The sequence below is a fragment of the Microbacterium sp. K2 genome (assembly GCF_051365005.1).
Taxonomy (GTDB): domain Bacteria; phylum Actinomycetota; class Actinomycetes; order Actinomycetales; family Microbacteriaceae; genus Microbacterium; species Microbacterium foliorum_B.
Genome location: NZ_JBLWII010000001.1, coordinates 1,533,409 through 1,559,923, shown reverse-complemented (window position 1 = coordinate 1,559,923; position 26,515 = coordinate 1,533,409). Strand labels below are relative to the sequence as shown.

Annotated in this window: 27 protein-coding genes; 16 read left to right on the top strand and 11 right to left on the bottom strand. The window is 68.0% G+C overall.

All coding sequences use genetic code 11. The features are described from left to right. The first annotated feature begins 33 nt into the window (after positions 1-33). The 3 genes from nadE (at position 34) to ACLKOY_RS07680 (ending at position 5,200) form a co-directional block, all read left to right on the top strand. Positions 34-852: an ammonia-dependent NAD(+) synthetase gene (gene nadE, locus ACLKOY_RS07690; RefSeq protein ID WP_436453097.1), complete on the top strand. Its 819-nt coding sequence runs from the start codon at positions 34-36 to the stop codon at positions 850-852. Between the two features lie 71 nt (positions 853-923). Beyond that, complete coding sequence (locus ACLKOY_RS07685) at positions 924-4,394, top strand: TM0106 family RecB-like putative nuclease (RefSeq protein WP_436453096.1); 3,471 nt, start codon at positions 924-926, stop codon at positions 4,392-4,394. Between the two features lie 29 nt (positions 4,395-4,423). Beyond that, the gene (locus tag ACLKOY_RS07680) at positions 4,424-5,200 is read left to right on the top strand and encodes a hypothetical protein (protein WP_436453095.1); all 777 of its coding nucleotides are present in this window, start codon (positions 4,424-4,426) and stop codon (positions 5,198-5,200) included. A 93-nt stretch (positions 5,201-5,293) separates the two neighbouring features. On the opposite strand, the gene ACLKOY_RS07675 is transcribed toward ACLKOY_RS07680, so the two are convergent. Both ACLKOY_RS07675 and ACLKOY_RS07670 read right to left on the bottom strand, forming a co-directional pair. Then, positions 5,294-6,355, bottom strand: coding sequence for a methionine synthase (locus ACLKOY_RS07675; protein ID WP_436453094.1), 1,062 nt, complete (start codon positions 6,353-6,355; stop codon positions 5,294-5,296). Further along, complete coding sequence (locus ACLKOY_RS07670) at positions 6,352-7,341, bottom strand: putative oxygenase MesX (RefSeq protein WP_436453093.1); 990 nt, start codon at positions 7,339-7,341, stop codon at positions 6,352-6,354. The genes ACLKOY_RS07675 and ACLKOY_RS07670 overlap by 4 nt, the downstream gene beginning before the upstream one ends. A gap of 122 nt (positions 7,342-7,463) precedes the next feature. Between ACLKOY_RS07670 and ACLKOY_RS07665 the strand changes: the two genes are divergently transcribed. Further along, positions 7,464-8,438, top strand: a complete 975-nt coding sequence (locus tag ACLKOY_RS07665) for a LysR family transcriptional regulator (RefSeq protein ID WP_436453092.1) — start codon at positions 7,464-7,466, stop codon at positions 8,436-8,438. Here the strand turns inward: ACLKOY_RS07665 and upp are convergent. Continuing rightward, positions 8,423-9,055: a uracil phosphoribosyltransferase gene (gene upp, locus ACLKOY_RS07660; RefSeq protein WP_042538962.1), complete on the bottom strand. Its 633-nt coding sequence runs from the start codon at positions 9,053-9,055 to the stop codon at positions 8,423-8,425. The genes ACLKOY_RS07665 and upp overlap by 16 nt on opposite strands. An 81-nt stretch (positions 9,056-9,136) precedes the next feature. Here upp and ACLKOY_RS07655 point away from each other — a divergent pair, with 81 nt between their 5' ends. Further along, a complete protein-coding gene (locus tag ACLKOY_RS07655) occupies positions 9,137-9,592 on the top strand; it encodes a nucleoside deaminase (RefSeq protein ID WP_436453091.1) in 456 nt (151 codons plus the stop codon). Between the two features lie 21 nt (positions 9,593-9,613). On the opposite strand, the gene ACLKOY_RS07650 is transcribed toward ACLKOY_RS07655, so the two are convergent. Next, positions 9,614-10,585 (bottom strand): cation diffusion facilitator family transporter, encoded by a 972-nt coding sequence (locus ACLKOY_RS07650; protein ID WP_436453090.1) that lies wholly within the window; start codon positions 10,583-10,585, stop codon positions 9,614-9,616. A gap of 60 nt (positions 10,586-10,645) precedes the next feature. Between ACLKOY_RS07650 and proC the strand changes: the two genes are divergently transcribed. Together proC and ACLKOY_RS07640 are read left to right on the top strand one after the other, a co-directional pair. Beyond that, positions 10,646-11,485, top strand: a complete 840-nt coding sequence (gene proC, locus ACLKOY_RS07645; protein WP_436453089.1) for a pyrroline-5-carboxylate reductase — start codon at positions 10,646-10,648, stop codon at positions 11,483-11,485. 1 nt (position 11,486) lies between these two features. Then, positions 11,487-11,774 (top strand): DUF1905 domain-containing protein, encoded by a 288-nt coding sequence (locus ACLKOY_RS07640; RefSeq protein ID WP_290159876.1) that lies wholly within the window; start codon positions 11,487-11,489, stop codon positions 11,772-11,774. Between the two features lie 21 nt (positions 11,775-11,795). On the opposite strand, the gene ACLKOY_RS07635 is transcribed toward ACLKOY_RS07640, so the two are convergent. Together ACLKOY_RS07635 and ACLKOY_RS07630 are read right to left on the bottom strand one after the other, a co-directional pair. Further along, on the bottom strand, positions 11,796-12,467 hold the full coding sequence (locus ACLKOY_RS07635) for a potassium channel family protein (RefSeq protein WP_042538973.1): 672 nt from the start codon (positions 12,465-12,467) through the stop codon (positions 11,796-11,798). Further along, positions 12,460-13,890 carry a TrkH family potassium uptake protein gene (locus ACLKOY_RS07630; RefSeq protein WP_436453088.1) on the bottom strand — a complete coding sequence of 477 codons (1,431 nt, stop codon included), beginning with the start codon at positions 13,888-13,890 and terminating at the stop codon, positions 12,460-12,462. The genes ACLKOY_RS07635 and ACLKOY_RS07630 overlap by 8 nt, the downstream gene beginning before the upstream one ends. A gap of 103 nt (positions 13,891-13,993) precedes the next feature. Between ACLKOY_RS07630 and ACLKOY_RS07625 the strand changes: the two genes are divergently transcribed. After that, positions 13,994-14,410 carry an ArsR/SmtB family transcription factor gene (locus tag ACLKOY_RS07625; protein WP_140036267.1) on the top strand — a complete coding sequence of 139 codons (417 nt, stop codon included), beginning with the start codon at positions 13,994-13,996 and terminating at the stop codon, positions 14,408-14,410. 211 nt (positions 14,411-14,621) lie between these two features. Here ACLKOY_RS07625 and ACLKOY_RS07620 read toward each other — a convergent pair whose 3' ends face one another. Both ACLKOY_RS07620 and ACLKOY_RS07615 read right to left on the bottom strand, forming a co-directional pair. Next, positions 14,622-15,440 (bottom strand): ABC transporter permease, encoded by an 819-nt coding sequence (locus tag ACLKOY_RS07620; protein ID WP_436453087.1) that lies wholly within the window; start codon positions 15,438-15,440, stop codon positions 14,622-14,624. Further along, positions 15,437-16,330 carry an ATP-binding cassette domain-containing protein gene (locus tag ACLKOY_RS07615; RefSeq protein ID WP_436453086.1) on the bottom strand — a complete coding sequence of 298 codons (894 nt, stop codon included), beginning with the start codon at positions 16,328-16,330 and terminating at the stop codon, positions 15,437-15,439. Before ACLKOY_RS07615 ends, ACLKOY_RS07620 begins: the two co-directional genes overlap by 4 nt. A gap of 113 nt (positions 16,331-16,443) precedes the next feature. Between ACLKOY_RS07615 and ACLKOY_RS07610 the strand changes: the two genes are divergently transcribed. The 7 genes from ACLKOY_RS07610 (at position 16,444) to ACLKOY_RS07580 (ending at position 19,532) form a co-directional block, all read left to right on the top strand. After that, on the top strand, positions 16,444-17,376 hold the full coding sequence (locus tag ACLKOY_RS07610) for a TetR/AcrR family transcriptional regulator (protein ID WP_436453085.1): 933 nt from the start codon (positions 16,444-16,446) through the stop codon (positions 17,374-17,376). 95 nt (positions 17,377-17,471) lie between these two features. Next, positions 17,472-17,663 (top strand): helix-turn-helix domain-containing protein, encoded by a 192-nt coding sequence (locus ACLKOY_RS07605; protein WP_042538977.1) that lies wholly within the window; start codon positions 17,472-17,474, stop codon positions 17,661-17,663. Between the two features lie 135 nt (positions 17,664-17,798). Continuing rightward, positions 17,799-17,897: a 30S ribosomal protein bS22 gene (locus ACLKOY_RS07600; protein ID WP_003792170.1), complete on the top strand. Its 99-nt coding sequence runs from the start codon at positions 17,799-17,801 to the stop codon at positions 17,895-17,897. An 81-nt stretch (positions 17,898-17,978) separates the two neighbouring features. Continuing rightward, complete coding sequence (locus tag ACLKOY_RS07595) at positions 17,979-18,281, top strand: rhodanese-like domain-containing protein (protein WP_140036271.1); 303 nt, start codon at positions 17,979-17,981, stop codon at positions 18,279-18,281. Beyond that, entirely contained in the window at positions 18,278-18,568 is a 291-nt protein-coding gene (locus ACLKOY_RS07590; RefSeq protein WP_140036272.1) for a glutaredoxin family protein, read from the top strand. The genes ACLKOY_RS07595 and ACLKOY_RS07590 overlap by 4 nt, the downstream gene beginning before the upstream one ends. Further along, complete coding sequence (locus tag ACLKOY_RS07585) at positions 18,565-18,864, top strand: Dabb family protein (RefSeq protein ID WP_436453084.1); 300 nt, start codon at positions 18,565-18,567, stop codon at positions 18,862-18,864. Before ACLKOY_RS07590 ends, ACLKOY_RS07585 begins: the two co-directional genes overlap by 4 nt. Positions 18,865-18,908: 44 nt before the next feature. Then, positions 18,909-19,532, top strand: coding sequence for a 4'-phosphopantetheinyl transferase family protein (locus ACLKOY_RS07580; RefSeq protein ID WP_436453083.1), 624 nt, complete (start codon positions 18,909-18,911; stop codon positions 19,530-19,532). Between the two features lie 10 nt (positions 19,533-19,542). On the opposite strand, the gene ACLKOY_RS07575 is transcribed toward ACLKOY_RS07580, so the two are convergent. From ACLKOY_RS07575 to ACLKOY_RS07565, 3 genes are read right to left on the bottom strand one after another with little or no spacing between them, the layout of a single operon-like run. Beyond that, entirely contained in the window at positions 19,543-20,850 is a 1,308-nt protein-coding gene (locus ACLKOY_RS07575) for a M1 family metallopeptidase (RefSeq protein WP_436453082.1), read from the bottom strand. Then, positions 20,847-24,764, bottom strand: a complete 3,918-nt coding sequence (locus ACLKOY_RS07570; protein WP_436453081.1) for a Pls/PosA family non-ribosomal peptide synthetase — start codon at positions 24,762-24,764, stop codon at positions 20,847-20,849. The genes ACLKOY_RS07575 and ACLKOY_RS07570 overlap by 4 nt, the downstream gene beginning before the upstream one ends. A gap of 1 nt (position 24,765) precedes the next feature. Next, positions 24,766-25,461 (bottom strand): hypothetical protein, encoded by a 696-nt coding sequence (locus ACLKOY_RS07565; protein ID WP_436453080.1) that lies wholly within the window; start codon positions 25,459-25,461, stop codon positions 24,766-24,768. A gap of 235 nt (positions 25,462-25,696) precedes the next feature. Between ACLKOY_RS07565 and ACLKOY_RS07560 the strand changes: the two genes are divergently transcribed. Next, positions 25,697-26,512 carry a transporter substrate-binding domain-containing protein gene (locus tag ACLKOY_RS07560; RefSeq protein WP_056375690.1) on the top strand — a complete coding sequence of 272 codons (816 nt, stop codon included), beginning with the start codon at positions 25,697-25,699 and terminating at the stop codon, positions 26,510-26,512. Positions 26,513-26,515 lie beyond the last annotated feature (3 nt).

The window sequence follows — 26,515 nt, the reverse complement described above, 5'->3', positions numbered from 1 at the left end:
AGGATACTGGCGTCGGGCAGACCGGAGGAACACATGACCCTGCAGCAGCAGATCTCTGAAGCACTCGGCGTGAAGCCCGAGATCGATCCGGCAGCCGAGGTGGAGAGCCGCGTCGGCTTCCTCGTCGACTACCTGCGCACCACCGGCGCGAAGGGTTTCGTGCTCGGGATCTCGGGCGGGCAGGACTCGACACTCGCCGGACGACTCGCACAGCTCGCGGTCGAGCGTGTCCGCGCCGAGGGGGGCGAGGCGAAGTTCCTCGCGGTCCGCCTGCCGTATCGGGTGCAGAAGGATGCCGCGGATGCCGAGGCTGCGCTCGAGTTCATCGCACCCGACTCCTCGGTCGAGGTGAACATCCAGAACGGCGTCGACGGCGTCGAGGAGGACATCGAGTTCGCCGTCACGAGCGACATCAGCGACTTCAACCGCGGCAACATCAAGGCGCGCGTGCGCATGGTGACTCAGTACGCGTTGGCGGGGCACGATGGCCTGCTCGTGATCGGCACCGACCACGCGGCTGAGGCCGTCACGGGCTTCTACACGAAGTTCGGCGACGGCGCGGCCGACATCCTTCCGCTCTCCGGTCTCAGCAAGCGTCAGGGCCGGTCTCTGCTGCTGCTGCTCGGAGCACCGGATCGTCTCGCCTACAAGGTGCCGACGGCCGACCTGCTCGACGGTCAGCCCGGTCGGGCCGACGAAGACGAGCTGGGGCTCACATATGAGCAGATCGACGACTTCCTCGAAGGGCGCGAGGTCGACCCCGACGTCGCGGGTCGCATCGAATCCCGCTACCTCGCGACCCAGCACAAACGCAACCTTCCGGTGACGCCCGAAGACACCTGGTGGCGCTGACACGCGTCGCCTCGTGATCCCGTGTCGGATGCCGCGGCTAGTGTCGAAGCATCCGAGGGAACGGGAGAATCGTGCGGATCGACACTCAGGCGCAGCGCGTCATCTGGAGCGCGAGCGACCTCAAGGCGGCCGCCGAATGCGAATTCGCCTGGTGTCGAGCGATCGATGCGAAGCTGGGCCGCGTTCCCGCCGTCGAGGAGCCTGAGGACGCGACTCTCGCCAGGGCGGCGCTGCTCGGAGACGTCCATGAGCAGAACGTCCTGGCGCGGTACCTCGACGAGCTCGGTGCCGATCGGGTACATCTCGTGGACAAGGTCTCGTCCGTTGACGCTGAGGCACTCGCGGCGGCTGTCGACGAGACCGTGCGAGCGCTCGGCTCCGACGCCGTCGTCGTCTTCCAAGCTGCCTTCGCGACACCCGAATTCGTCGGGTTCGCCGACTTCCTCAAGCGCGACGACGACGGGCGCTGGCGGGTGCAGGATTCCAAGCTCGCCCGCAAGGCGCGGGTCACCGCACTCATGCAGCTGGCGGCATATGTCGATCAGCTCGACCGGCTGGGCATTCCCCGATCCGACGAGGTCGATCTCATCCTCGGCGACGGAACACTGAGCACCCACGCAGTCGACGACCTCCTTCCGCTGTTCCAGGTGCGCAGAGCACGCCTGCGCGCGCTCATCGCCGATCGTCGGGTCGACGAGGGGGCCACCGGTGCCCCGCTGGGCTGGGGTGACGACCGCGGCGAGCTCGAGGTCGTGGCCTGCGGGCGATGCGCGACGTGCGAGGAGCAGGTGATCGCGCATCGCGATCTGCTGATGGTGGCGCGCATGCGGCCCGTGCAGCGTGCACGGCTGCGGGCGGCCGGGATCGAGACCATCGATGCCCTGGCCGACGCCGTCACGCCCCCTGACGGCATGAACACCGACACGTTCGAGACGCTGCGGGCGCAGGCGAGGCTGCAGATCCGCGCGGATGCCGAGGGCGCGCCGACCTATGACGTGCACTACGCCGCGGCGATCCACACCCTGCCCGTGCCGAGCCACGGCGACATCTTCTTCGACTTCGAGGGCGACCCGCTCTATACCGAACCGGCGCCTGACGGCGAGGCTCACTGGGGGATCGACTACCTCTTCGGATGGGTCGACAACACCGACCAGTACACGGCGCTGTGGGCCCACGACTTCGCGGCGGAGCGAGAGGCGTTCGAGCGCTTCCTCGACTTCGTGAAGGTGCGCAGAGCCGCGCACCCCGGCATGCACATCTACCACTACGCCCCCTACGAGACCTCGCACCTGGTGGCGATGGCCGCGAGGCACGGCGTTCGCGAGAGTGAGATCGATCGGCTGCTGCGTGAGGGCGTGTTCGTCGACCTTTATCCCCTGGTTCTGCGCACCGTGAGAGTCGGCACGAGGTCGTACTCGATTAAGAAGCTCGAGCCGCTCTACATGGGCGAAGACGTGCGCACGAGCGACGTGCAGAAGGGCGACGACTCGATCGTCCAGTATGTGGCAGCCCGCGAGTTCGCGGCGGCAGGGGAGCAGGAAGAGGCCGACGCGGTGTTCGCCGATCTCGCCGATTACAACCGCTACGACTGCGTGTCGACGAGGCGCCTTCGCAACTGGCTGATCGACATCGCCCGGAAGGAGGGGGTGAACCCCGCCCCGCCCGATGAGGCCGACGAGGTCATCTACGAGCCGTCCCCCCGGTCGGTCGCGCTCCTCGCCGACGCGGAACGGGCCGTGGAGGCCGGCGGTGACGGGCAGGTGCATCGGATCGCGGCGGCAGCGATCGACTACTTCCCCCGAGAGGCCAAGAGCTTCTGGGTGTCGCACTTCCAGCGACTGCGCGAGCCCGTCACGATGTGGGACGGTACTCGCGATGTCGTGCGAGTCGATCGCATGTCGTCGACAGTGCAGCGAGACTGGAGCGTCGGTGAGGGGCGCCGGGTGATGTCGCGTGACATCGAGATCCGCGGCGAGGTGTCGCCGGGAACGACCCTCGGCGCCGGATCTCAGCCGTTCGCCCTGTACCCGGTGCCTGCGCCTTTCGACACCGAGGCCCCGTCACGCGCGGTGCATGTCCCGCACACGGTCACGGTCGCCGACGTGCTCGACGACGGCTATCTGATCACCGAGACGGCGATCCAAGGACAGACCTGGGACGAGCTGCCTCTCGCTCTCACCCCGGCGGCGCCGCCACGCGTCGTCTCGCTGCAGGGCGCGATCGACGAATGGGCCGACACGGTCCACGCGGCAGCGCCCGGGTTCCCTTCCGATGCGGCCACCGACATCCTGCGCCGGATCCCTCCGCGGACGCTCTCGGGCAGCCTGCTGCCGGAGAGCGGCGGTGACACGATCGATGCGATCGTGCGCGCCGTCCTCGATCTCGACCGCAGCTATCTCGCCGTGCAGGGCCCTCCGGGCACAGGCAAGACCTACACGGGCTCGCAGGTGATCGCGCGGCTGGTGAAGGAGCACGGCTTCACGATCGGCGTCGTCGCGCAGTCGCACGCGATCATCGAGAATCTGCTCGAGCGCGTGGTGGCCGACGGTGTTCCCGCGGCCCAGGTCGCCAAGTCCCCGAAAGACCCGTCGAAAGACCCGTCGTACACGGTGATCCCCAAGAACGGCATGGCCGCGTTCCTCGGCGAGCATGCCGAGCACGGCGCCGTGGTGGGCGGCACCGCCTGGGACTTCAGCAACACCGCTCGGGTGGAGCGGGCAGGCCTCGACCTGCTCGTGGTCGATGAGGCGGGGCAGTTCTCCCTCGCCTCCACGATCGCCGTCGCGGCAGGCGCCAAGCGGCTGCTGCTGCTCGGAGACCCGCAGCAGCTTCCCCAGGTCAGCCAGGGCGCGCACCCCGAGCCCGTCGACACGTCGGCGCTCGGCTGGGTCATGGACGGCGATGCGGTGGTCCGACCCGACTACGGCTACTTCCTGGCACGCTCATGGCGTATGCATCCCCGCCTCGCCGCGCCGGTGTCGAAGCTCGCGTACGCCGGGCAGCTCGCATCGGCTCCCGGCACCGAGCGGCGTGCGCTCGAGGGCATCGATCCCGGTCTGCACATCGTCCCGCTCCGCCACCGCGGCAACGCCACGCAGTCGCCGGAGGAGGCCGACGAGGTGGTGGCACTCGTGCGCGACCTCGTCGGGCGAGCCTTCACAGACAACGATGCCGACGCCACGGTCCGTCCGCTCGCGCAGACGGACATCATCGTGGTCACGCCCTACAACGCACAGCGTCAGACCGTGCACGATGCGCTCGTCGCAGCGGGCTTCCCCGACGTCCCGGTCGGCACGGTCGACAACTTCCAGGGCAAGGAGGCGGTGGTGTCGATCACGTCCCTCGCGGCGTCCAGCGGACGCGATGCCCCACGGGGTCCGGAGTTCCTGCTGCTGCAGAACCGACTGAACGTGGCGATCTCGAGAGCGCAGGTCGCGGCGTACCTCATCCACTCACCGGCCCTTCTCGACGACCTGCCCCGCACACCCGAGGGGGTCGCTCGCATGAGCGCCTTCGCGCGGCTGGTCGGTGCGGCGAGCTGAGGCAGCACCGTGAACAGCGAGGCAGAGCGATGACCCACACGATCGATGAGATCCTGCGCGCGTCGGCGGCGTGGGTCTGGTTCCCCCGCGACAGCGATCAGCAGAAGAGTCACCTGCAGCTGGTCCGTTACCCTGCGCGCTTCGGCGGCGGAGTGCGGGGATCCCAGGTCGACTCCGATGCCGACCCCGTCACCGTGCTCGACCATGCGATCGAGCAGACAAGGGCCTGGCGCGAGACGGAGTTGCGGTTCTGGACCAACGCGTCCGATCGACCCGATCTCGAGGAGGAACTGCGGCGGCGAGGAGCGGAACACGTCGACACCGTCGCTGTGTTCGCTCGCCCGATCGAGGGATCGATCGTCGACGTCCCCTTCGGGGTCAGCGCAGAGGTCGTGCGGACGCTCGACCAGGTTCGCGAGGTCGACCAGATCAACGTGCCCGTCTGGCAGCAGCAGCCACTCGACGAAGGAGGGCTTCGCGTCGAACTCGATGAGATCACATCGAATCTCGACGCCGGAAAGAACTTCCGCGTGCTCGCGCGATTCGACGCGGACGGCGAGGCGGTGAGCACGGGTGGCTGCACGATCGCCGACGGGTTCGCCCGGCTGTGGGGCGCGGCCACGCTCGAGCATGCACGGGGGAGAGGTGCCTATCGCGCCGTCCTCGCCGAACGGCTGAGAGTGAGCGCCGCACTCGGAGCCACGACCGCCCTCGTGAAGGGTCGCACGGCGACGTCGGCGCCGATCCTCGCGAGAGCCGGATTCACGTACCACGGAGACGAGCGCGGCTACCGACTGACCGTGTGAGTCACGTCATCGGAATCGTCGGCGACAGCGAGTGCCCCGCCGACCGTGCTGCACCGGTGTGCAGACTCCGCTTCGCCCGGGGAGATGCGGTGATCAGGCCACGCTGTCGCCGAGCTCCTCACGCAGAATCCGTGCTCCTGCCGCCAGCGCGCTCAGCTTGTCGAGCGCGATGCGCCTCGGCAGCGGTGCCATGCCGCAATTCGAGCTGGGAATAAGCAACTCTGCGTCGACGAACTCGAGCGCGCGGCGCAGGGTGTCGGCGACTTCTTCCGGAGTCTCGATCTTCTCGCTCGACACATCGATCGCCCCGAGCATGACCTTCTTGCCGCGGATGAGCTCGATGAGGTCCATCGGCACGTGCGAATGGTGGCTCTCGAGCGAGACGATGTCGATGGATGACCGCTGCAGAAGCGGGAACGACTCCTCGTACTGCCTCCACTCCGCCCCGAGGGTCGCCTTCCAGTCGTTGTTCGCCTTGATCCCGTAGCCGTAGCAGATGTGCACCGCTGTCTCGGCGCTCAGCCCTTCGACCGCGCGCTCCAGTGCCGCGATGCCCCAGTCCTTCATCTCATCGAAGAAGACGTTGAACGCGGGCTCGTCGAACTGGATGATGTCGACTCCCGCGGCCTCGAGCTCTCGCGCCTCCTGATTGAGGATCGTCGCGAACTCCCACGCGAGCTTCTCGCGGCTGCGATAGTGGCGGTCGGCCAGGGTGTCGATCATCGTCATCGGGCCCGGCAGCGCCCACTTGATCGGCTGATCGGTCTGCTGGCGCAGAAACGCCGCGTCCTCCACGAAGACGGGCTTGCGGCGGCTCACCGCACCCACGACAGAGGGCACGCTCGCGTCGTAGCGGTCGCGGATGCGGACGGTCTCGCGCTTCTCGAAATCGACGCCGTCGAGGTGCTCGATGAAGGTGGTCACGAAGTGCTGGCGAGTCTGCTCGCCGTCGCTGACGATGTCGATGCCGCGTCGACGCTGCTCGTGCACCGCGGCGCGCAGCGCATCACGCTTGCCCTCCACGAGGGCATCGCCCTCGAGCTCCCAGGGCGACCAGAGCACCTCCGGCCTCGCGAGCCATGCCGGCTTGGGCAGGCTCCCGACGATCGAGGTGGGGAGGAGGGTTCTCCCGGTGGTCGAGCCAGCGCCGGTCATCGGACGGGAGCCGGGTAGGCGGCGGCCCACTGATCCAGTACGCGCCGGTGGGGCGTCACGAAGTGCTCGTCCGCGTATCGTCCCTGCACGACCGCGAGCTGGCTGCGCTCTTCGCGGTCATACGTGATCTCCGTCTGCTGGAAGTCTTCGTGCGCCAGGCTCGGACGGTACACGCTCTCCGCGGGCGCGTTCGCGTTGTAGATCTCGGGCCGGTAGATCTTCTGGAAGGTCTCCATCGTGCTGATCGTGCCGATGAGCTGCAGATCCGAGTAGTCGCTCAGAAGATCGCCACGGAAGTAGAAGGCGAGCGGGGCGACGCTGCCGCGCGGCATGAAGTACCGCACCTGCAATCCCATCTTCCCGAAGTACTCGTCGGTGAGCGAGAAGGAGTCCTGGACGTACTCGGCGCCGAGCACTGGGTGGTGATTGCCGTTGCGGCGATACGTCCTGCTGGTCGAGACGCTGATGCAGATGACCGGCAGCGTCGGGAACCGCTCCTGATACGCGTCGGACTCGAGGAAGTGCTGGAAGAGCTTGCCGTGCAGCACGCCGAAGTCATCGGGAGTCGCGAATCCGCCGGCGGCTGCGCTCGCCGCGGGCAGGACGACGCTGAAGTCGTAGTCGCGAAGATAGGAGGAGAAGTTGTTCCCCACGATCCCGTGGTGGCGCTCTCCGGTCAGCCGGTCGACGATGTGGATGTCGAGGACTTCGAGCACCGGGAACTCCCGATCCTCGCCGTCGGCGAACCGCAGCTGCACGGAGACGATGTCGAGCTCGACCGAGTAGCGGTCGCCGTCAGGGCTGTCGCCGCGTGCGAGATCGTTGAACCGACGGTCGATCATCGTGAGGGCATTGCGGAGGTTCTGCTGGCGCCGCTCGCCGCGGGCGAGGTTGGCGAAGTTGGTGGTGATCCGCGAACTGTCCGACGGAGCGTAGTCCTCGTCGAAGCGTGTGGTGGTGATGCTGAACGTGATCTCGTTCGCCATGAGGGGCCAATCCGGGAGAAGAGAGGCCGGCTCGGCCTCGCGAAAGCTGTGTTCTCATGGTGCGTCCGCAACGAGGTCATCGGGTAATTCGGCTCCACTATGCGGTGATATAGCCTTCTCCTATGCCCAGGCGATCGAGCGGAATCACGCTGCAACAGCTCCAGTACTTCATCGAGGTCGCCGCGGAAGGTTCGATCACCGCCGCGGCCGACGTGCTCTATGTCGCTCAGCCCACCATGTCGGCGGCGATGAAGGACCTCGAGAACCGCGTGGGTCGTGCTCTTCTGACGCGCTCGGCCAGGGGAGTCACGCTCACCAGCGACGGGTCGGAGTTCCTCGGGTACGCCAGACAGATCGTCGAGCAGGCCGAGCTGCTCGAGCAGCGCTATCTGGGGCGGCCGCCGTCACGCCGCCTCCTCGGGGTGTCGACGCAGCACTATTCCTTCGCCGTCGATGCGTTCGTGCGGATGGTCAAGGGCTCGAGCGCGGCCGAGTACGAGTTCTCACTGCGGGAGACCCGCACGTGGGACATCATCGAAGACGTGCGGACGCTGCGCAGCGAACTCGGCATCCTCTTCCGCAACGACTTCAACCGGAACGTCATCGACAAGCTGCTGCGAGACTCGGGTCTCGCGTTCCATCCGCTCTTCGTCGCCGAGCCGCACATCTTCGTCTCGCGACGGAACGCGCTCGCCTCTCGAGAGCGGGCGACGCTCGACGATCTCATCGGTCTGCCGCGGCTCACCTTCGACCAGGGGGCGAACAACTCGTTCTACTTCGCCGAGGAGATCCTGTCGACCCTCTCGAGCGCTCGGGAGATCAGGGTCTCCGACCGAGCAACGATCTTCAACCTCATGATCGGACTCGACGGCTATACGATCTCGACGGGCATAATCAGCGACGATCTCGATCCCGAGATCGTCGCGGTGCCCCTCGACGTCGACGATCACATCGAGATCGGATGGGTCGGGCGCACGGCGATCCCCCTCACCGAGCAGGCGAAGCGGTATCTCGTCGAGGTGCGCGACGTCGTCGCGGGCTTCGGCGTGGCGCTGCTCGACGAGGGCGAGCCGGCGATGCTTCAGACGGTGCCGTAGAGGCGGTCTCCGGCGTCGCCGAGCCCGGGAACGATGTAGCCCTTCTCGTTCAGACGCTCGTCGAGCGCGCCGAGCACGATGGTCACATCGCGGTCGCCGACGAGCGCCTCGATCGCGGCGAGACCCTCCGGCGTGCCCAGCAGGCAGATGGCCGTGACGTCCTTGGCCCCGCGGTCGAACAGGAACTGGATGGCCGCAGCCAGCGAGCCACCGGTTGCGAGCATCGGGTCGATGGCGAAGCACTGGCGGTCGCTGAGGTCGTCGGGCAGACGCTCGGCGTAGGTGGTCGGCTCGAACGTCTCTTCGTCGCGGACCATCCCGAGGAACCCGACCTCGGCGGTCGGCAGCAGCTTGACGAGACCTTCGAGCATGCCGAGACCTGCCCGCAGGATCGGGACGACGATCGGACGCGGCTCGGAGATCTTGACGCCCATCGTCGTGGTCACCGGAGTGGTGATCTCGACCGGACTGACCTTCACGTTGCGGGTCGCCTCGTACGCGAGCAGCGTCACGAGCTCTTCGGTCAGCTGGCGGAAGACCGGCGACGGTGTGCGATGGTCGCGCAGCACCGAGAGCTTGTGAGTGACGAGAGGGTGGTCGGCGACGTGGACACGCATGCTTACAGGCTAATGCGCCGGACGCCCCCGTACGACATCGGATGCGCGGGGCGGCTTCTGCGGCTGTCGTAGGCTCGACCCATGACCGCCGCCGACATCATCGCGATGCGCCGCGCGCTCGAGCTCGCGGCCGACGCGGCGGCAGCGTCGGAGATCCCCGTCGGCGCGGTGGTGCTCGACGCCGAGGGGCGCATCATCGCGGAGGGTCGCAACAACCGCGAGGAGACCGCCGATCCGACCGGTCACGCCGAGGTCGAGGCGCTGCGTGCCGCCGCGGCATCCGTCGGCTCGTGGAATCTCGACGGCCATACCCTCGTCGTCACGCTCGAGCCCTGCCTCATGTGCGCTGGGGCGATCCTGCAGGCGCGAATCAGCCGAGTCGTCTTCGGCGCCTGGGACGACAAGGCGGGGGCCGCCGGTTCGATGTACGACGTGCTGCGCGACCGTCGGCTGCCCTATCGTGCCGAGGTCATCGGCGGGATGCAGGCAGACGACGCCACGGCTCTGCTGCGGGACTTCTTCGAGCAGCGCCGCTGACGGTCGCCGACGTGGTGCGGGTCAGTCCGAGGACTTGAGCACGAACACGTCGGTCGACGGCTCCGGATCGAGCGACGGCCGATACACGTCGGGCTCGATGTAGATGACCCTGGCCGCCGGCACGGCCTCGCGGATGCGAGCCTCGATCGCGTCGATGTCGACGGCGGCCTCGCGCAGCGGCTTGTCGGAGTTGAGCGCGATCTTCGCGGCCACCATCAGCTCGTCGGGGCCGAGGTAGAGGGTCTTCATGTGGATGATCTTCTCGATCTCGTCGCCGGCGTTGATCGCGTCGACGATGCGATCGTGATCGGCCTGCGTGGCTCCTTCACCCACGAGGAGGCTCTTGGTCTCGACTCCGAGCACGATCGCGATGATCACGAGCAGGATGCCGATCATCAGGGTGCCGAGAGCGTCGAACAGCGGGTTGCCGGTGATCACGGTGAGGCCGACGCCGAGCAGTGCGAAGGTGAGCCCGGTGAGTGCTCCGAGGTCTTCGAGCAACACGACGGGCAGCTCCGGCGCCTTCGCGCGGCGGACGAACGACACCCACGACTGGCCCTTGTCGCGCACGAGGTTGCTCTCCTTGACGGCCGTGCGCAGCGAGAACGACTCGAGACCGATCGCGACGACGAGCACGACGAGCGGCAGCCACCACCAGGTCTTGTCGAGCTCGTGCGGGTTGGTGAGTTTGTCGATCGCCTCGTAGATCGCGAACAGGCCACCGACGGAGAACAGGATGATCGACACGACGAAGGCGTAGACGTAGCGTTCCCGGCCGTAGCCGAACGGGTGCGCTCGGTCGGCCCCGCGCTTCGCCTTGCGCCCACCCACCATGAGCAGCAGCTGGTTGCCCGAGTCGGCGACCGAGTGGATCGCCTCGGCGAGCATCGACGCGGATCCTGAGAGCGCCCAGGCGACGAACTTCGCCAGGGCGATGCCCAGGTTCGCCAGGAACGCCGCGAGAATGGCCTTGCCGCCGCCGGATGCACTCATGCGTCGAGTCTAGATCCGCTCGTCCGTGGTCGCCCGGAGCGCCCGCCGTAGGATGGCGACATGGTTGATTCTCTTCCCGCTCTCGCGTTCCTCGGTGCCGGTTCGATGGGCGGCGCGATCCTCCGAGGGGTCGTCGCATCCGGGATCCCCGTCGACGGAGGCATCACCGCGACGAACCGCTCAACCGAGAAGGCGGCGGCCTTCGCCGACCTCGACGGCGTCACGAGCATCGCGCTCTCCGAGACGCCGGACGGCAACGCGCAGGCGGCGCAGTCGGCTCGGATCGTCCTGGTGGGCGTGAAGCCGGCGATGGTCCCCGATCTGCTGCGCGAGATCGCGCCCTCTCTGCCTGACGACGCGATCGTGGTGAGTCTGGCGGCCGGGGTCACTCTGCAGACCTTCGCCGACACCCTCGGCGCCGACGTCAGCGTCATCCGCTCGATGCCGAACACCCCGTCGACGGTCGGCAAGGGCGTCACGGGTCTCGCGGCGGGAGCGGCCGCATCCGCTGACGACCTCGCTCTCGTGCACCGTCTCTTCGCGACTGTGGGTTCAGTCGTCGAGGTTCCGGAGTCGCAGATCGACGCGCTGTCGACGATCTCGGGGTCGGGACCCGCCTACGTCTATCTGCTGATCGAAGAGCTCACGAAGGCCGCCGTCGGCATGGGCTTCAGCGAGAGCGACGCGCGAGTCATGGTGGAGCAGACCTTCATCGGAGCGACCGCGCTGCTCGACGCCTCGGGCGAGGAGCCGGCCGAGCTCCGCCGCCGGGTCACGAGTCCCAAGGGCACCACCGAGCGAGCCGTCGCGGTGCTGCAGGATGCTCACCTGGACCGGACGTTCGCGGAGGCCGCGGATGCGGCGCTGGCCCGGGCGAAAGAGCTGGCGGCCGGCGGCTGACATGCAGCTGCGGTTCACGGGAGAGATCTGGTTCTGGCGCGGACCTGCGCCGTTCCACTTCGTCACCGTGCCACCTGCCGAGAGCGAGATGATCGGCGAGATCGCGAGCGTCGTCACGTATGGGTGGGGCATGATCCCCGCATCCGTGACGATCGGGCGCACGACCGTGACGACGGCACTGTGGCCGAAGGACGGCGGCTACATCGTGCCGATCAAGAAGGCGCTGCAGGATCGTGAGGGCGTCGGGATCGACGACGTCGTCGAGATCACGCTCGACATCGACGCCTGATCTGCGGAGCGGGCGGCCGGCTCAGCGGTCGAGCGCCGCGAATCGCTCGATGTCGCTGTTGGTTCCCGAGACGATGATGAGGTCGTGGTTCGTGACGATCGTGTTCGCCTCGGCGTAGCGGAACGGCTTGCCGGGGCTCTTCACTCCGACCACGGTGACCTTGTACTTGCTGCGCACGCCGGACTCGTTCAGGCCCACGCCGCGGATGAACTTCGGCGGGTACATCTTCGCCAGGACGAAGTCGTCATCGAAGCGGATGAAGTCGAGCATGCGACCAGAGACGAGGTGGGCGACGCGCTCGCCGGCCTCACGCTCGGGGTAGATGACGTGGTTGGCGCCGACGCGGGCGAGGATCTTGCCGTGTGACTGCGAGACGGCCTTGGCCCAGATCTGGGGCACCTTGAGGTCGACGAGGTTCGCGGTGATCAGCACCGACGCCTCGATGGATGAGCCGACGGCGACGACCGCGACCTGGAAGTCCTGAGCGCCGATCTGCCGCAGCGCGTCGATGTTCTTGGCATCGGCTTGCACGGTGTGCGTCACGCGGTCGGACCACTTCTGCACGAGCTCCAGGTTGCCGTCGATCGCGAGGACCTCGCGGTCGAGGCGATCGAGCTCGCCGGCGCATGCAGCGCCGAAGCGGCCGAGGCCGATCACGAGGACAGGAGCGTCGCCCCGGAGCACTTCAACCAACGATCGGCCTTTCCACGGGCAGCGAGTAATACTGCGATCGCGATGTCGCGGCGACTGCCGCGGCGAGAGTCACTGTACCAACGCGCCCCATGAAGATGGTGGTCGCGAGCACGTACTTGGCGGAATCGGGGAGCTCAGCAGTGAGGCCGGTCGAGAGGCCGACCGTGCCGAACGCCGAGATCACATCGAACAGCACATGACTGATGTCTGCTTTGGTGATCTGGGCGATGATGATCGTCGACAGCGCGACGATCGTGGCACCCCACGCGACGACGCTGAGTGCCACCCGCTGCACGTCACTGGGGATGCGGCGGCCGAAGACCTCGACCGACTGGCGTCCCTTGGCCTCCGACCACACGGCGATGGCGAGCACGGCGAGAGTGGTCACCTTGATGCCTCCGGCGGTGGATGCCGAGCCGCCGCCGACGAACATCAGCATGCTGGCGGCCAGCAGTGATGACCCGTTCAGGTCGTCCATCTCGATCACGTTGAACCCGCCCGAACGGGTCATCGCCGAGAGGAAGAACGCCTGGAACGTGGTGTCCGCGGCATCCATCGACCCGAACGTCTTCGGGTTGTTGTACTCGAGGATCAGGAAGACGGCTGCGCCGAGCACGAAGAGGAGAACGGTGGTGACGAGGGTGAGCTTGGTGTGCAGCGACCACTTCTTCACGTGCCACACGTGCTTGGCCAGCGTGTAGATCACGGGGAAGCCGATGCTTCCGAGGAAGACGCCCACCATCAGGAGCGACAGCACGAGGTAGTCGTCGGCGAAGACCGCCACGCCGCCGTCGTTGGGTGCGAACCCGGTGTTCGTGAACGCCATCGCGGCGAAGTACGGGGCCTCCCACAGGGCGGCGATCGGGTCGACCTTGGCCAGGACCAGTGCGGGGTAGAGGAGGATTGCGAGTGCGCCCTCGATGATCAGCGACGACACGGCGACGGTGCGCAGGAGCTGGCCGACCTCGCCCAGTCGAACTGTCTGGCTCTCGTTCACCACACCGCCGTGTGCGCGAAGCGGGTTCGTGTCGCCGGCGGCCATGAGCTTGGCCCGCAGTCCGAGGCGCTTCGAGATGACCAGGCCCATCAGAGAGGCGAGGGTGAGCACGCCGAGGCCACCGATGTTCACGCCGATGAAGATCAGCACATGCCCGAACGGAGACCAGTGATTCGCCATGTCGACAGTGGCGAGTCCCGTGACGCAGATGGTCGACACGGCGGTGAACAGCGCATCCGCCAGCGGCGTGACCGTGCGCGATGCCGACGCGATCGGCAGTGACAGCAGCACGGTGAACACGAGGATGAGCAGCGCGAAGATGACGATCGCGAAGCGTGAGGGCGACGAGGTGATGAGGTGCTTGCCCCACGATGCGACGTTCTGAAGACGCTGTCGAGGTGACGACGCCGAAGCGATGCCCGACATCGAGTCCCCCTTCGCTTCACCTCGCCACGCACCGCGGCTGCCCGACGTCGATCGCCGAGCCTTCGTCATGGTACTCCGTGCCAGGGACGACTACCCTGAACACATGACGGACATCTTCGACGTGATCGCAGACGGTACGAGGCGAGACATCCTCCAGCTCCTCCTGCGACGCACCACCGAAGGGGACGCCGGCACGAGCGTGAGCCATATCGTCGCCGACCTCGGCATCAGCCAGCCCACTGTGTCGAAGCATCTGAAGGTGCTCCGCGAGGCCGAACTGGTCAGCGTGCGCGAAGACGGCCAGCGCCGCTTCTACAGCCTCGCCGTCGAGCCTCTCGAGGTCGTCGACGACTGGCTCGTCCCGTTCCTCATGGACGCCTACGGCGATGACGCGCCGGACATCGCCTACCCCGGGCAGCCACTGCCCGACTCTGCGGCACACGCCGCAGAGGTGGTCGGTCGTGCGGCGGCATCTGCGAAGCACGTCGTCGCCAACGCCTTCAAGCGCTTCGGCGGCTGACGCCCCGTACGCACGTCGCCCCGGACGCACGTCGCCCCCGACGACAACGGGGGGCTTGTCATCGGGGGCGTGGCCGCGGGCCCCAGCCCGCGTGACTCGGACGGTGCCATCGTGAGTCGTGGATTCAGCATCCCAGCGCAGCCTGAGCGGTTCCGGCATACGTCCTATGTCTGCGCTGTGACGAGCGTGAGCCGTCCGGGGGAGTCGTTCCTCAGCGCCGCGCGGCTCTGCGTCGGAACAGCCACGCACCCCACACGGCCGAGCCGGCCAGGATCAGGACGCACCACCCGATCGCCCACAGCGGCTCAGTCGCCAGCGGAGCATCGGTGAGCAGGCCCCGGATCGTGTCGACGATCGGCGTGATCGGCTGGTAGGTCGCGACGGGCTGCAGCCACTCCGGCATGCTCGCCACGGGCACGAACGCGCTGGAGAGATAGGGGAGGAACAACAGCACGAACCCGTATCCGTTCGCGCCCTCCGGTGACCTCGCCGCCAGACCGATCGCTGCGAACAGGTAGGTGATCGCCAGGATGTACAGGGCGATGAGCCCGGCCAGCGCCAGCCATTCGATGAACGATGCATCGGGACGGAAGCCGACCAGGATGCCGACGACGATCACGATGGCGGTGGCCACCAGGTTGCGCAGCAGGCTCGCCACGACATGACCCGTGAGCACCGCCCCCGCGCGCAGCGGCATCGTGCGAAAGCGGTCGATGATCCCGGTGCGCATGTCGTTTGCGACGTACACGGCGGTGGAGGAGGCTCCGAAGCCGGCGCACGTGAGGATGATGCCGGGCACGACGTAGTCGACGTATGCACCGGAGGGGTCGATCGCGCCGCCGAACACCCATGTGAACATCAGCATGAGCATCACGGGCAGCAGGATCGCCATCAGCAGCGATTCGCCGTCGCGCAGCGAGTGCCGCAGGCTCCGGCCCACGAAGACGGCCTCGGCGGTCAGGCCCCGCAGACGAGGGCGCGGCCGGAAGGTCGAGGGCGGTGTGAGGGTGACCGCTGTCGTGGCGTTCATGAGCGCTCCTTCGTGAGCTCGGCCACGGGCTCGGCCGTCGTGACTGCGAGGAAGACGTCGTCGAGGGTCGGCCGGCGAAGCGAGACGACGCCGTCGAGGCCCTCTTCGTCGAGGCGGTCGAGCGCTCGCCGCAGGTCGGCGACGGTGCCGTCGGTCGCGATCTCGCGCACCAGGTCGCCCTGCGCGTCGTGCAGCTCGACCGTGTCGCCGCCGATGCGCGCCTTGAGCTCGTCGGCGGTGCCGAGCGCGGCGATCCGACCCTCGTGCAGCACCGCGATGCGGTCGGCGAGCTGATCGGCCTCCTCGAGGTACTGCGTCGTGAGCAGCACAGTCGTGCCCGCGGCCGCGACTGTGCGGATGAGGTCCCAGAGATCGCGCCTGCTCCGGGTGTCGAGGCCCGTGGTGGGCTCGTCGAGGAAGAGCACCTCGGGGGTGACGACGAAGCTCAGAGCGAGGTCGAGACGCCGCCGCATGCCCCCTGATAAGGTCCGCACGGATCGGGTGGCCGCATCCGTGAGGTCGAAGCGCGAGATGAGCTCGGCCGCCCGGCGTGCCGACTCGATCCGGGTCATGCCTGCAAGCCGGGCGAACATCACGACGTTCTCGATCGCGGTCAGACCGTCGTCGACGGCGGCGGACTGTCCGGTCAGGCTGATTCGTCGCTGGACCTCTCGAGCTTCGGTGCGCGTGTCGAACCCGGCGACGAGAGCACGGCCGGCGTCTGCGGTCGTCAGCGTCGTGAGGATGTTGATCGTTGTCGTCTTGCCCGCGCCGTTCGGCCCAAGCAGTGCGAAGACCTCGCCGCGTGACACGGTGAACTCGAGGTCGTCGACCACTCGTCTCTTTCCGAAGGCCTTGCTCAGCCCGCGGACTTCGATCGCCTGATTCATCGGTGCTTTCCTTCCATGCTGGAACTGTGTTCGGGTGAAACTGTGTGCGTGATACACAACTGTGTATGACGATAACACACTGTTTACGTAATATACAGAAGTAGGATGGCGGCATGACCGAGATCGAGCCTCCGGAGCTGCCGCGCGGAATCGCACTCGCCTGGGGGGTCGCGACGAACCCCCAGCGGGGCCCCAAGCGCGAGATGAGCGTGGAGCGCATCGTCGACGCTGCCGTCGAGTTGGCGGATGCCGACGGGATCGGCGCCGTGTCGATGGCTGCCGTCGCGGCGGCGCTCGGATTCACGCCCATGTCCCTGTATCGATACGTGAGCGCGAAGGACGACCTGCTGCTGCTCATGCAGGAGCAGGCCACGGGGTTGCCGCCGGAGACGGTGCGAGAGCTCGACGGCTGGCGCGCGAGGCTGCTTGCGCTGTACACCGAGCAGGTGCTGCTGTATCAGCGCCACCCCTGGATGCTGTCTCTGCCGATCAACGGCTCGCCGATCACGCCCCACAGCTCTGCGTGGCTGGACGCGAGTCTCGAGGCGCTGGAGGCGACGCCGCTCTCGGCAGATGAGCGCATGGCCGTGGCGCTGGCGGTCACCGGGAACGCGCGGTGGTGCGGAATCGTGCAGGCCGGCTACACGGAGCAGGCCCGAGGCAGCGGACTCGGGCCGGATGAGGTGGCGCGCCGCGAGTCCGAGCTCTACGACCGCGTCATCACGGCAGACGAGTTCCCTGCGCTGCGCCGCGCGATCGACGACGGGGTGTTCACCTCGCCCTCCGATCCGTTCCGGTTCGGCATCGAGCGCGTGTTCGACGGTGTCGCCGCCTACATCGACTTCCTCGACCGCGGAGCGCCGGCTCAGCCGGTGACCGACTGGATCGCCCTCGACCCTGTCGAGCTCTCGGGTGATCGGCGCCTCAAGGACGCTCAGAAGGCTGTGCGGGAGGCCGAGAAGGCACTCCGGCTCGCGCACAAGGCCGAGCGTCAGGCGCTCCGCGAGGCTCGCGAGCGAGTGGCGAGAGCGGCCAAGTCCCGCTGATCCGGTGATCCTCACTGATCACACACGCCACATGGGTTTACACGCGTCCCAGATTCCCCCTAGAGTGTGCACAAATCGAGAAAGGGGTACGTGGGATGCCCGAGGTTCCAGATGTCCGGTTCCTTACGGTGGCTGAGGTCGCCGAACTCATGCGCGTGTCGAAGATGACCGTCTATCGAATGGTGCACGCTGGGGAGCTGCCTGCCATTCGCTTCGGTCGCAGTTTCCGGGTTCCGGAATCCGCGGTGGCCGATGCTCTGCAACGACCGATAGCCGACGTCGGCTGACGCTCTCGTCTCGGTCTCGAGAGCGCGTGCGGCGAGAGCTCCACTGTTTGCTAGACTGATCCGAGGCATTTTTCCGTGCCCGTACCCGGGTGTCCGTCACCGACGACACCCAGCCACTGACTTAGTGAGGTTTCCGTGGGTTCTGTCATCAAGAAGCGCCGCAAGCGCATGGCGAAGAAGAAGCACCGCAAGCTGCTTCGTAAGACTCGCCACCAGCGTCGCAACAAGAAGTAAGCGACCAGACACGAGCGCCTGTCTCCGGACGGGCGCTTTGTGTCTCTGCCCCCGGTTTCCCACTTGTCGCAGGAGCATGCCATGAAGTCGATCACCGTCACCGAGCTCGCCGAACGTTCGAACACTCCGCTCATCGATGTCCGCGAGGTCGACGAGTTCGCAGCCGGACACGTTCCCGGCGCGGTCAACATCCCGATGTCCGAGATCGGCAACCGTCTCGAAGAGCTTCCTGCAGAGTCGTTCGACGTGATCTGCCAGGCCGGCGGACGCTCGGCACGCGTGGTCGAGGCGCTCGAAGCCCGCGGTTACGACGCGACCAACGTCGAGGGTGGAACGGGCGAGTGGATCGCTCAGGGCCGCGATGTCGAGGTGCCGTCGGCGTGACCACGCTGACCCTCATCGGCAAGCCCGACTGTCACCTGTGCGACGTCGCGTCCGAGATCATCGACTCCGTGGTCGCCGAACTCCCTGACGCGGCTGCCGAGCGCATCGAGATCGTCGAGGCGTCGATCAAGGACGACCCCGCACTCTACGAGCTGTGGTGGGAGAAGATCCCGGTCGTCCTCATCGACGGGGAGCTGCATGCGCACTGGCGCCTGTCGGCCGACCGGCTGCGCGATGCTCTCGAATCCGCCGTGCAGCACGACGCACTGGAGAAGGAAGCGCGATGATTCGTCACGTCGTCACCTGGAAGCTCGCCGCAGACGATGCAGCGACGCGCTCCGAGCAGGCCGCCGAGGTCGCTCGCAGGCTGAATGCACTCGACGGCGTCGTGCCGCAGCTTCGCTCGGTCTCTGCGGGCGCGAACGTCGCATATCCCGACGCGAACTGGGACGTCACCCTCGTTGCGGACGTCGATTCGATCGAGGCCCTCGAGCAGTACCAGGTGCACCCGGCTCACGAAGAGGTCGTGGCGTACGTGCGCTCGGTGGTCGCGTCGCGCGTGGCCGTCGACTTCGAGGTCTGAGCCGCCGGTCTGCAGCTGTCGATCCGACGGGAGCAGGCGGATTCATGGGCGAGATCACCTGGCGCGACGTGAACGTCGTGTGGGCGCGGCCCTCCGACCTTCACGGGTTCACCGAATCCGACGCCGCCGCGATGGGGCAGGGGCAGATCGACCGCTTCCGCGAGCTGACCGGCAGTCGGGCCCAGGGGTTTCTGGCGGGGAGGGCACTGATCCGCGAACTCGTGCGCGGATTGCACGGGTCCGACGAGGTTCGGCTCTCCAGCCGCTGTGCCCGATGCGGCGCGGATCACGGCCAGCCGCGCTCCGCCGGCGTCTCGCTCAGCGTCAGCCACGCCGAGGATCTGGTCGTGGTGGCGGCGACAGCGGGGTCGACCCTGCTGGGCGTCGACGTCGAGCAGGCGACAGCCGATGGCCGCCTCGACGGGTTGGGGCCGCTGTTCCCCGACGGCAGCGCTCCGGATCTCGCGGCGTGGACGCGCATCGAAGCGGCCGTCAAGGCGGATGGTCGCGGCTTCGAGATCGAGCCGTCTGAGGTGCTCCTGCAGCCGCGCTCCGATGGCGTGGAACCGCGCGTGTGGTCGGCCGTGCTCCCCGGGCGCCTGGAGCCCCTCGAGGTCACGACGCTCATCGGGCCGCCCGGATACGTGCTGAGCGTCGCGGTCGGCTGATTCTCTGCCGTCAGCGCTGGCGTCGGGCAGCGGGGAGTGCGGGCAGCGGGAGCTCGTCGATCCAGGTCCGCACGAGGGCGCGCGCCTGACCGCCGGCGACCTCGTCGACCAGTCCGAGGAAGTCGTCGCTCGTCACCGCGAGGCGAGCGAAGCGCGACGTCCACTCGCGCGTCAGAGCGAAGAACCGCTCGTCGCCGATCGTCAGGCGCAGGGCATGCAGGGTGAGGGCGCCGCGCTTGTACACGCGGTCGTCGAACATGTCGTTCGGGCCGGGATCCGAGAGCACGAGGTCCTGGGGGAGTGTGCGGAGAGCGGCGTGATGCATCAGGGCCTTCGCGTGGGCGGTGGGCCCTCCCGCGGCCTCGGACCACAGCCACTCCGAGTAGCACGCGTATCCCTCGTTCAGCCAGATGTCCTGCCAACGGGCGACGCCGACGCTGTTGCCGAACCACTGGTGTGCGAGCTCGTGCGCGATCAGCCGCTCGCTTCCACCCAGACCGTCGACGTGGTTGGCGCCGAAGATCGCCATGCCCTGAGCTTCGAGCGGGATCTCGAGCACGTCGGGGGTGACGACGATCTTGTACGACTCGTAGGGGTACGGGCCGAATGCCTCGACGAACGTCTCCATCATCTGCGGCAGTGCGGCGAAGTCGGAGCGCACCCTCGGTGCGAGCGCCCGAGGGTGGAACAGCCGCCCCGGCGTCGCGCCGAGCTCGACCCTGTCGTCGTCGTACTGACCGAGCTGCACCGTCATCAGATACGTGGCCGTCGGCACCGGCTGGTCGAAGGTCCAGCGAGTGCGGCCCCGCTGCGTAGACCGGGTGGCTGCGCCGCCGCTCACGACGGTGTATTCGGGATCGGCGGTGAATTGCAGGCGATACGTGGCCTTGTCGGAGGGGATGTCATTGCACGGGAACCAGGTCGGAGCGCCGGTCGGCTGCGACGCGACCAGCACGCCGTCCTCGAGCTCTTCCCAGCCGAGGAGTCCCCACCGGGTGCGGCGGGGCGAGGGAGCCCCCGAGTACTCGACGGTGACGGTGAGTTCCTGACCGCTCGCGCGCTCTCCGCCGAAGGTCACCTTGAGCCGCCGGTCGTCCTGCCGGAACGAGGCGGCTCGGTCGCCGCTCACCCGCACCTTCGTGACCTTGAGTCCGACGAGGTCGAAGGAGATGTGCTTGGCCGACTCGTGCATCCGCAACCGGATCGTCGCGATGCCCGCGAGGCGGTTCGTGGTCACGCGGTAGTCGATGGCGAGGTCGTAGTGCAGCACCCCGTAGCGCCGGTCGCCGCTGTGCGGGGTGTAGGGGTCGACGTTCATGCGTCGGAGGCCTGGTAGGAACGCACCTTGACGGCACGCCAGGGGCCGATCGGGTTGCCGCTCCACCTGCTGCCGACGGGCACGAACTCGCCGCGCATCACGAGCGACGCAGGGCCGACCGTCGCATCCGCTCCGATCGTCGCCGCGGGGAGGATCACGCTGTGCGGCCCGAGGGTCGCACCGTTCTCGAGGGTCACTGCGTCGATGCTCATCACTCGATCATGGAACAGATGCGTCTGAACCACACATCCGCGGTTCACCGTGGCGCCGTCGCCGAGCGTCACGAGATCGGGCTCGGGCAGCCAGTAGCTGTCGGTCCAGACGCCTCGACCGATCTTGGCTCCGAGCGTGCGCAGCCAGATGGCGAGGGCGGGCGTGCCGGAAGCCGCGTTCGCGAACCAGGGGGCGGCGACCATCTCGGTGAACGTGTCGGACACCTCGGTGCGCCAGACGAAGCTCGACCAGAGCGGATGCTCTCCGGCACGGATCGGCCCGACGATGATCCACTTCGCCGCCGTCGTGACAAGGGCGGCGATCGCGCCGGCGACGAGCATGACGACGCCCGAGAGCACGACCGCCCATCCGAGCCCCCATGTCTCGACCACTGCGGCGAGCGTGAGCATCACAGCGAGTCCGATCGCACAGGTCACGAACACCGGGATGACGCGGCCCAGCTCCCAGAGCGCTCGCGCGATGCGCAGACCGGTGCGGGGGCGATAGGTGCGCTCGAGGTCGGAGTCGTTGACCACTCGACGCAGTCGCGCGGCGGGCGAGCCCAACCACGACGACCCGGCCTTCGCCTTGGGCGGGGCGACGGACAGCACGGCCACCAGACCGTCGCGGGGCACGTTGTGCCCGCCGGCCGCCATGCCGGAGTTGCCGAGGAACGCGCGCTTGCCGATCCGCGCAGTGCCCAGTCGCATCCACCCGCCCTGCAGTTCGTAGGTGGCGACCATCGTGTCGTCGGCGAGGAACGCGCCGTCGGCGATCGTGGTGAGCTTCGGGATGAGCAGCACGGTCGACGCCTCGACATCGCGACCGACGTCGGCACCGAGAGCGCGCAGCCAGAACGGCGTGAAGCTGCTGGAGTACAGGGGGAAGAGGAAGGTGCGCGCGGAGTCGAGCAGTCGTTCGGTCGTCCACGCCTGCCATGCGACGCGGGAGCGCACCGGGTACACACCTTCGCCCAGGCCGACCCCGAGCACGCGCACGAGCAGCAGCACCAGGGCGGCGAACACCACACCCGCGAGCAGCACGGCGGGAACCAGCAACGCCAGGATGCCGGGGATCGCGGCTGCGAGGGAGTCAGCTCCTCGGATGCCGAGTGTCACCACCCATGCGCCTGCGGCCAGCGAGACGACAGGCAGCAGGCCGAGGAACGCCGAGGACGCGGCGTAGGCCCACAGCCAGCGGGTGCGGCTCGGCGGACGACCGGCCGCGAACGGCTTCGAGACACCGCCGACGCGTGCTGCCGGGGATCCGGCCCAGCGCTGCCCTGACCGGACGCGCCCGAACACGGCTGAACCGGGTGCGATCTCGGCGCCGCGGCCGATCTTCGTGCCGGGAGCGAGGGTGCTGCGTGCGCCGATCGTCGAGTCGGCGCCGATGCGGATGCCGCCGATGCGCACGGTGTCGCCGTCGATCCAGTACCCGGTGAGGTCGACCTCGGGCTCGATCGAGGCCCCGGCCCCGATGTCGAGCATGCCCGTGATCGGGGGCACCGTGTGCAGATCGACGTCCTTGTGGATGCGTGCGCCGAGCGCCCTGGCGTAGTAGACGACCCAGGGCGCACCCGCGAGGCCCACCGGGTCGACCTGCTGCGCGATCTGCTCGGCGAGCCAGAGACGCAGGTGCACGCCGCCGCCCCGAGGGTAGTCGCCGGGCCGGAGACCGGCGAGCAGAAGGCGGGCAGCGACCGCGGCGATGGTCATCTTGCCCAGCGGGGTCACGAAGATCACCAGGCCGACGATGATCGCCCACACCGGAACGGCGGGAAGGAACTCGAATCCGGGGGTCAGGCGCAGGATCCAGCTCGCGGTGAGCACGAAGAGCAGCCAGCGGATGCCGGTGAACACGAACAGCGGCAGCCCCGCGATCGTCTGCACCCACTGCATCCGCCGCGGTGTCGGTGCCTGCTGGCTGAAGACCCGCTCAGCGGTGTCTTCGTCGTCGGCTTCGTCGTCGACGGCATCGGCCATCTGACGAAGCCTCGGCAGATCGTAGACGTCGGTCATCGTGAACTCTGGCGCGCGGGTGCGCAGGCGCGAGACCAGCTGCGCGGCAGCGAGTGAGCCGCCACCGAGCTGGAAGAAGTCGGCGTCCTCATCGCTCGGGCGGACGCCGAGCACGGCGAACCACTGCTCGGCGAGCCAGGCGGCGGTGCCGGAGAGCGACGATTCGCCCTCATCGCCGGAATCGAGAGGCCACGGGAGCGCCGCCTTGTCGACCTTGCCGGAGGTGCGGACGGGCAGGTCATCGACGGTCGCGAGCAGCGGAATCAGGGGAGCGGGCAGCATCTCGGCGAGCTCGCCGCGCGCCACCTGCCGGTCGAAGCCCTCGTCGGGGACCACATAGCCGACGAGGATCGGCATTCCGGCCTCGGTCTTCTGCACGACCACGGTCGCCGCCGAGACGGAGCTCAGCCCCTGCAGCGCCGTCTCGACCTCACCGAGCTCGATGCGGCGCCCGCCGATCTTGACCTGGTCGTCGGCACGACCCTGGAAGATCAGGCCCTCGGGCTCGACGCGCACGACGTCGCCGGAACGATAGGCGCGGTCCCAGCCGAGCGTCGGCATCGGTGCGTACTTCTCGGCATCCTTGGCGGGGTCGAGATAGCGCGCGAGGCCCACGCCGCCGATGATGAGCTCGCCCGCTTCGCCGTCGGCGACGCGCTGACCTTCTGCATCGACCACGGCCAGCGACCAGCCGTCCAGGGGCAGGCCGATGCGCACCGGACCCGTGCCGTCCATGAGGGACGCGCACGCGACGACCGTGGCCTCGGTCGGGCCGTACGTGTTCCATACTTCGCGTCCGTCGGATGCCAGCCGCGCGACCAGCTCCGGTGGGCAGGCCTCGCCGCCGAAGATCAGCAGGCGCACGTTCTCGATCGCATCCTGGGGCCACAGGGCTGCGAGCGTGGGCACCGTCGAGACGACCGTGATGCCGTGCCCGAGCAGCCAGGGACCGAGATCCTCGCCCGACCGGACCAGAGCCCTCGGCGCCGGAACGAGACACGCGCCGTGGCCCCAGGCGAGCCACATCTCCTCGCACGATGCGTCGAACGCGACCGACAGGCCCGCGAGCACGCGGTCGCCGGGGCCCAGCGGAGCATCCTGCAGGAACAGGCGCGCCTCGGCGTCGACGAACGCCGCCGCGGATCGATGCGAGACGGCGACGCCCTTGGGCACCCCGGTCGAACCGGACGTGAAGATGATCCACGCGTCGTCGTCGACGGTCGGCGGTGCGACGACGGGCACCGCCGAGGTGCTCGGATGCGGCGTCGCGCTGGAGAACAGCTCCCTCGCGTCAGAGGTGTCTGCGGGGCGGTAGCCCGCGTCGGTGATCATGCCGACGATGCGCGCCTCGCGGAAGACGAGATCGGCCCGCTCCTGGGGGTCGTCCGCATCGACCGGGACGTATGCCGCGCCGGCCGCCATCGCGCCGAGGATCGCGATGTAGAGGTCACGGCGGCCGGAGGTCATCCTGATGCCGACGCGATCGCCCTGACTCACGCCCTGCTCTCGCAGCACGGCGGCGGTGCGCCACACCTGAGCCAGCAGCTCCGCGTAGCTCAGAGCGCCGTCGGCGTCTTCGACTGCCGATGCATCGGGATGCCGCTCGGTGGTGTCCCGGAGGATGTCGATCAGTGTGCGGGGGAGTGGCGCCTCGGCAGCGCGGTCGAGCGCCTCCTGCACGTCAGTTCGCAAGGAGGTCGAGCAGTGCGGCCTTCGACAGCCGCGAGTATCCGGTGCGGCCCTCGGCGCGAGCACGGGCCCGGAGCTCGACGACGGTGAGATCGCTCAGCCCGGACGCAGAGGCTTCCGCCGGTGCGGTCTTCTTCGGCGTCGCCCTCTTCGTGGTCGTCGCCTTCTTCGCAGCAGGGGCGGCAGGCGTCGTCGGTGCCTTCGGTGCGACCGCGGGCGCCGCCGGCTCGGTGGTCTTCGCGGCGGGAGACGTGGAAACGTCGGGCGTGGCCGTGGCCTTCTTCGACGCCGACGTGCCCTCGGCGGACGGCGTGGTGGCCGACTCCTTCGCGCCTGGCTTCTTCGTCTCGGACTTCTTCGCGCCCGGCTTCTTCGTCTCGGACTTCTTCGTCTCGGACTTCTTGTCGGCCTTCTTCTTGTCGGCCTTGCTCGGAGCCTGCAGACGCGCGGCGGCCTCGTGGAGGCGCTCGGTGGCGGCGGTGGCCGCCTTCGCGACCTTCTTCGGACGGTCGGCGATCTTCTTCTTCGATGCGCTGGCCGCGTCCTTCGCGTCCTCGACGAGAGGCTTGAGCTTCTTCGCCGCCTTCTTCGGAAGGGTCTTGATCAGCTTCTTGGCGTCCTTCGCGGCATCCTTGGCGGCATCGAGTGCTGCCTCGGCGTTCCTGTGGGCGGGGGTCTTCTTGGCCATGATCGATCCTCCTGTGCGACCCGAGCGCGTCCGCCGGGTGTTGGCAGAGAGGATACTCAGGCAAGGTGAACAATCGGTGCCGCGTCGGCGGTGCGCCATGTCATATCCCGTCACACTTGCAACACAAATGTGATCCGCTGAAGGCGGCTGGCGACCGGTCGGGCCGCGTGGTGCATGTTTAGATGTTCTCCTACCCCTCCGTGGGCAACCACACCCTCGTCGTTCAGGAGCTGACATGCGCCGTCGCAACATCATCGCCGGGATCGCGCTCGCCGCGACCGCCACTCTCGCCCTCGCCGGCTGTGCGACGGGCAGCGGAGACGCAGGCTCGGGCGAGCCGGCGGCCGGTGACGAGTACGGCCTCATCGAGGCGGGCACCCTGACGGTCTGCTCCGACATCCCCTACGCTCCGTTCGAGTTCGAGGGCGGCGACAACGGCACCGGCTACACCGGCTTCGACATCGACCTGCTCGACGCGATCGCCAAGGAGCTCGACCTCGAGCTCGCGGTGCAGGACGTCGGATTCGACGCGCTGCAGTCGGGCACGACGCTCGCGGCCGGCCAGTGCGACGTCGGCGCCTCGGCGATGACGATCACTGACGAGCGCAAGGCGAACATCGACTTCTCCGAGCCCTACTACGAGTCGCTGCAGTCGCTGCTGGTGCGCACCGACTCGGGCATCGAGTCGATCGACGACCTCTCCGGCAAGAATGTCGGCGTGCAGCAGGGCACCACCGGCGAGGCGTACGCGACCGAGAACGCCGAGGGCGCCCAGCTCGTGCAGTACCCCTCCGACGGCGAGCTGTGGCCCGCGATGCAGGCCGGCCAGATCGACGCGATCCTGCAGGACCAGCCGGTGAACCTCGAGCACGAGAAGGCCGACAGCGCCTACAAGATCGTCGAGGAGTACGAGACCGGCGAGTCCTACGGCTTCGCCTACGCGAAGGGCGAGAAGGACGCGCTGCGCGAGGCGATCGACGGTGCGCTGCAGGATCTTCGCGACAGCGGCGACTACCAGACGATCTACGACACCTACTTCACCGCGAAGTAATCG

Bases quoted from the DNA above. Each gene is read 5' to 3' on its own strand.
- nadE (WP_436453097.1), top strand. From the start codon at position 34: ATGACCCTGCAGCAGCAGATCTCTGAAGCACTCGGCGTGAAGCCCGAG.
- ACLKOY_RS07680 (WP_436453095.1), top strand. From the start codon at position 4,424: ATGACCCACACGATCGATGAGATCCTGCGCGCGTCGGCGGCGTGGGTC.
- ACLKOY_RS07675 (WP_436453094.1), bottom strand. From the start codon at position 6,355: ATGACCGGCGCTGGCTCGACCACCGGGAGAACCCTCCTCCCCACCTCG.
- ACLKOY_RS07670 (WP_436453093.1), bottom strand. From the start codon at position 7,341: ATGGCGAACGAGATCACGTTCAGCATCACCACCACACGCTTCGACGAG.
- ACLKOY_RS07665 (WP_436453092.1), top strand. From the start codon at position 7,464: ATGCCCAGGCGATCGAGCGGAATCACGCTGCAACAGCTCCAGTACTTC.
- upp (WP_042538962.1), bottom strand. From the start codon at position 9,055: ATGCGTGTCCACGTCGCCGACCACCCTCTCGTCACTCACAAGCTCTCG.
- ACLKOY_RS07655 (WP_436453091.1), top strand. From the start codon at position 9,137: ATGACCGCCGCCGACATCATCGCGATGCGCCGCGCGCTCGAGCTCGCG.
- ACLKOY_RS07650 (WP_436453090.1), bottom strand. From the start codon at position 10,585: ATGAGTGCATCCGGCGGCGGCAAGGCCATTCTCGCGGCGTTCCTGGCG.
- proC (WP_436453089.1), top strand. From the start codon at position 10,646: ATGGTTGATTCTCTTCCCGCTCTCGCGTTCCTCGGTGCCGGTTCGATG.
- ACLKOY_RS07640 (WP_290159876.1), top strand. From the start codon at position 11,487: ATGCAGCTGCGGTTCACGGGAGAGATCTGGTTCTGGCGCGGACCTGCG.
- ACLKOY_RS07630 (WP_436453088.1), bottom strand. From the start codon at position 13,890: ATGTCGGGCATCGCTTCGGCGTCGTCACCTCGACAGCGTCTTCAGAAC.
- ACLKOY_RS07625 (WP_140036267.1), top strand. From the start codon at position 13,994: ATGACGGACATCTTCGACGTGATCGCAGACGGTACGAGGCGAGACATC.
- ACLKOY_RS07620 (WP_436453087.1), bottom strand. From the start codon at position 15,440: ATGAACGCCACGACAGCGGTCACCCTCACACCGCCCTCGACCTTCCGG.
- ACLKOY_RS07615 (WP_436453086.1), bottom strand. From the start codon at position 16,330: ATGAATCAGGCGATCGAAGTCCGCGGGCTGAGCAAGGCCTTCGGAAAG.
- ACLKOY_RS07610 (WP_436453085.1), top strand. From the start codon at position 16,444: ATGACCGAGATCGAGCCTCCGGAGCTGCCGCGCGGAATCGCACTCGCC.
- ACLKOY_RS07605 (WP_042538977.1), top strand. From the start codon at position 17,472: ATGCCCGAGGTTCCAGATGTCCGGTTCCTTACGGTGGCTGAGGTCGCC.
- ACLKOY_RS07595 (WP_140036271.1), top strand. From the start codon at position 17,979: ATGAAGTCGATCACCGTCACCGAGCTCGCCGAACGTTCGAACACTCCG.
- ACLKOY_RS07585 (WP_436453084.1), top strand. From the start codon at position 18,565: ATGATTCGTCACGTCGTCACCTGGAAGCTCGCCGCAGACGATGCAGCG.
- ACLKOY_RS07580 (WP_436453083.1), top strand. From the start codon at position 18,909: ATGGGCGAGATCACCTGGCGCGACGTGAACGTCGTGTGGGCGCGGCCC.
- ACLKOY_RS07575 (WP_436453082.1), bottom strand. From the start codon at position 20,850: ATGAACGTCGACCCCTACACCCCGCACAGCGGCGACCGGCGCTACGGG.
- ACLKOY_RS07565 (WP_436453080.1), bottom strand. From the start codon at position 25,461: ATGGCCAAGAAGACCCCCGCCCACAGGAACGCCGAGGCAGCACTCGAT.
- ACLKOY_RS07560 (WP_056375690.1), top strand. From the start codon at position 25,697: ATGCGCCGTCGCAACATCATCGCCGGGATCGCGCTCGCCGCGACCGCC.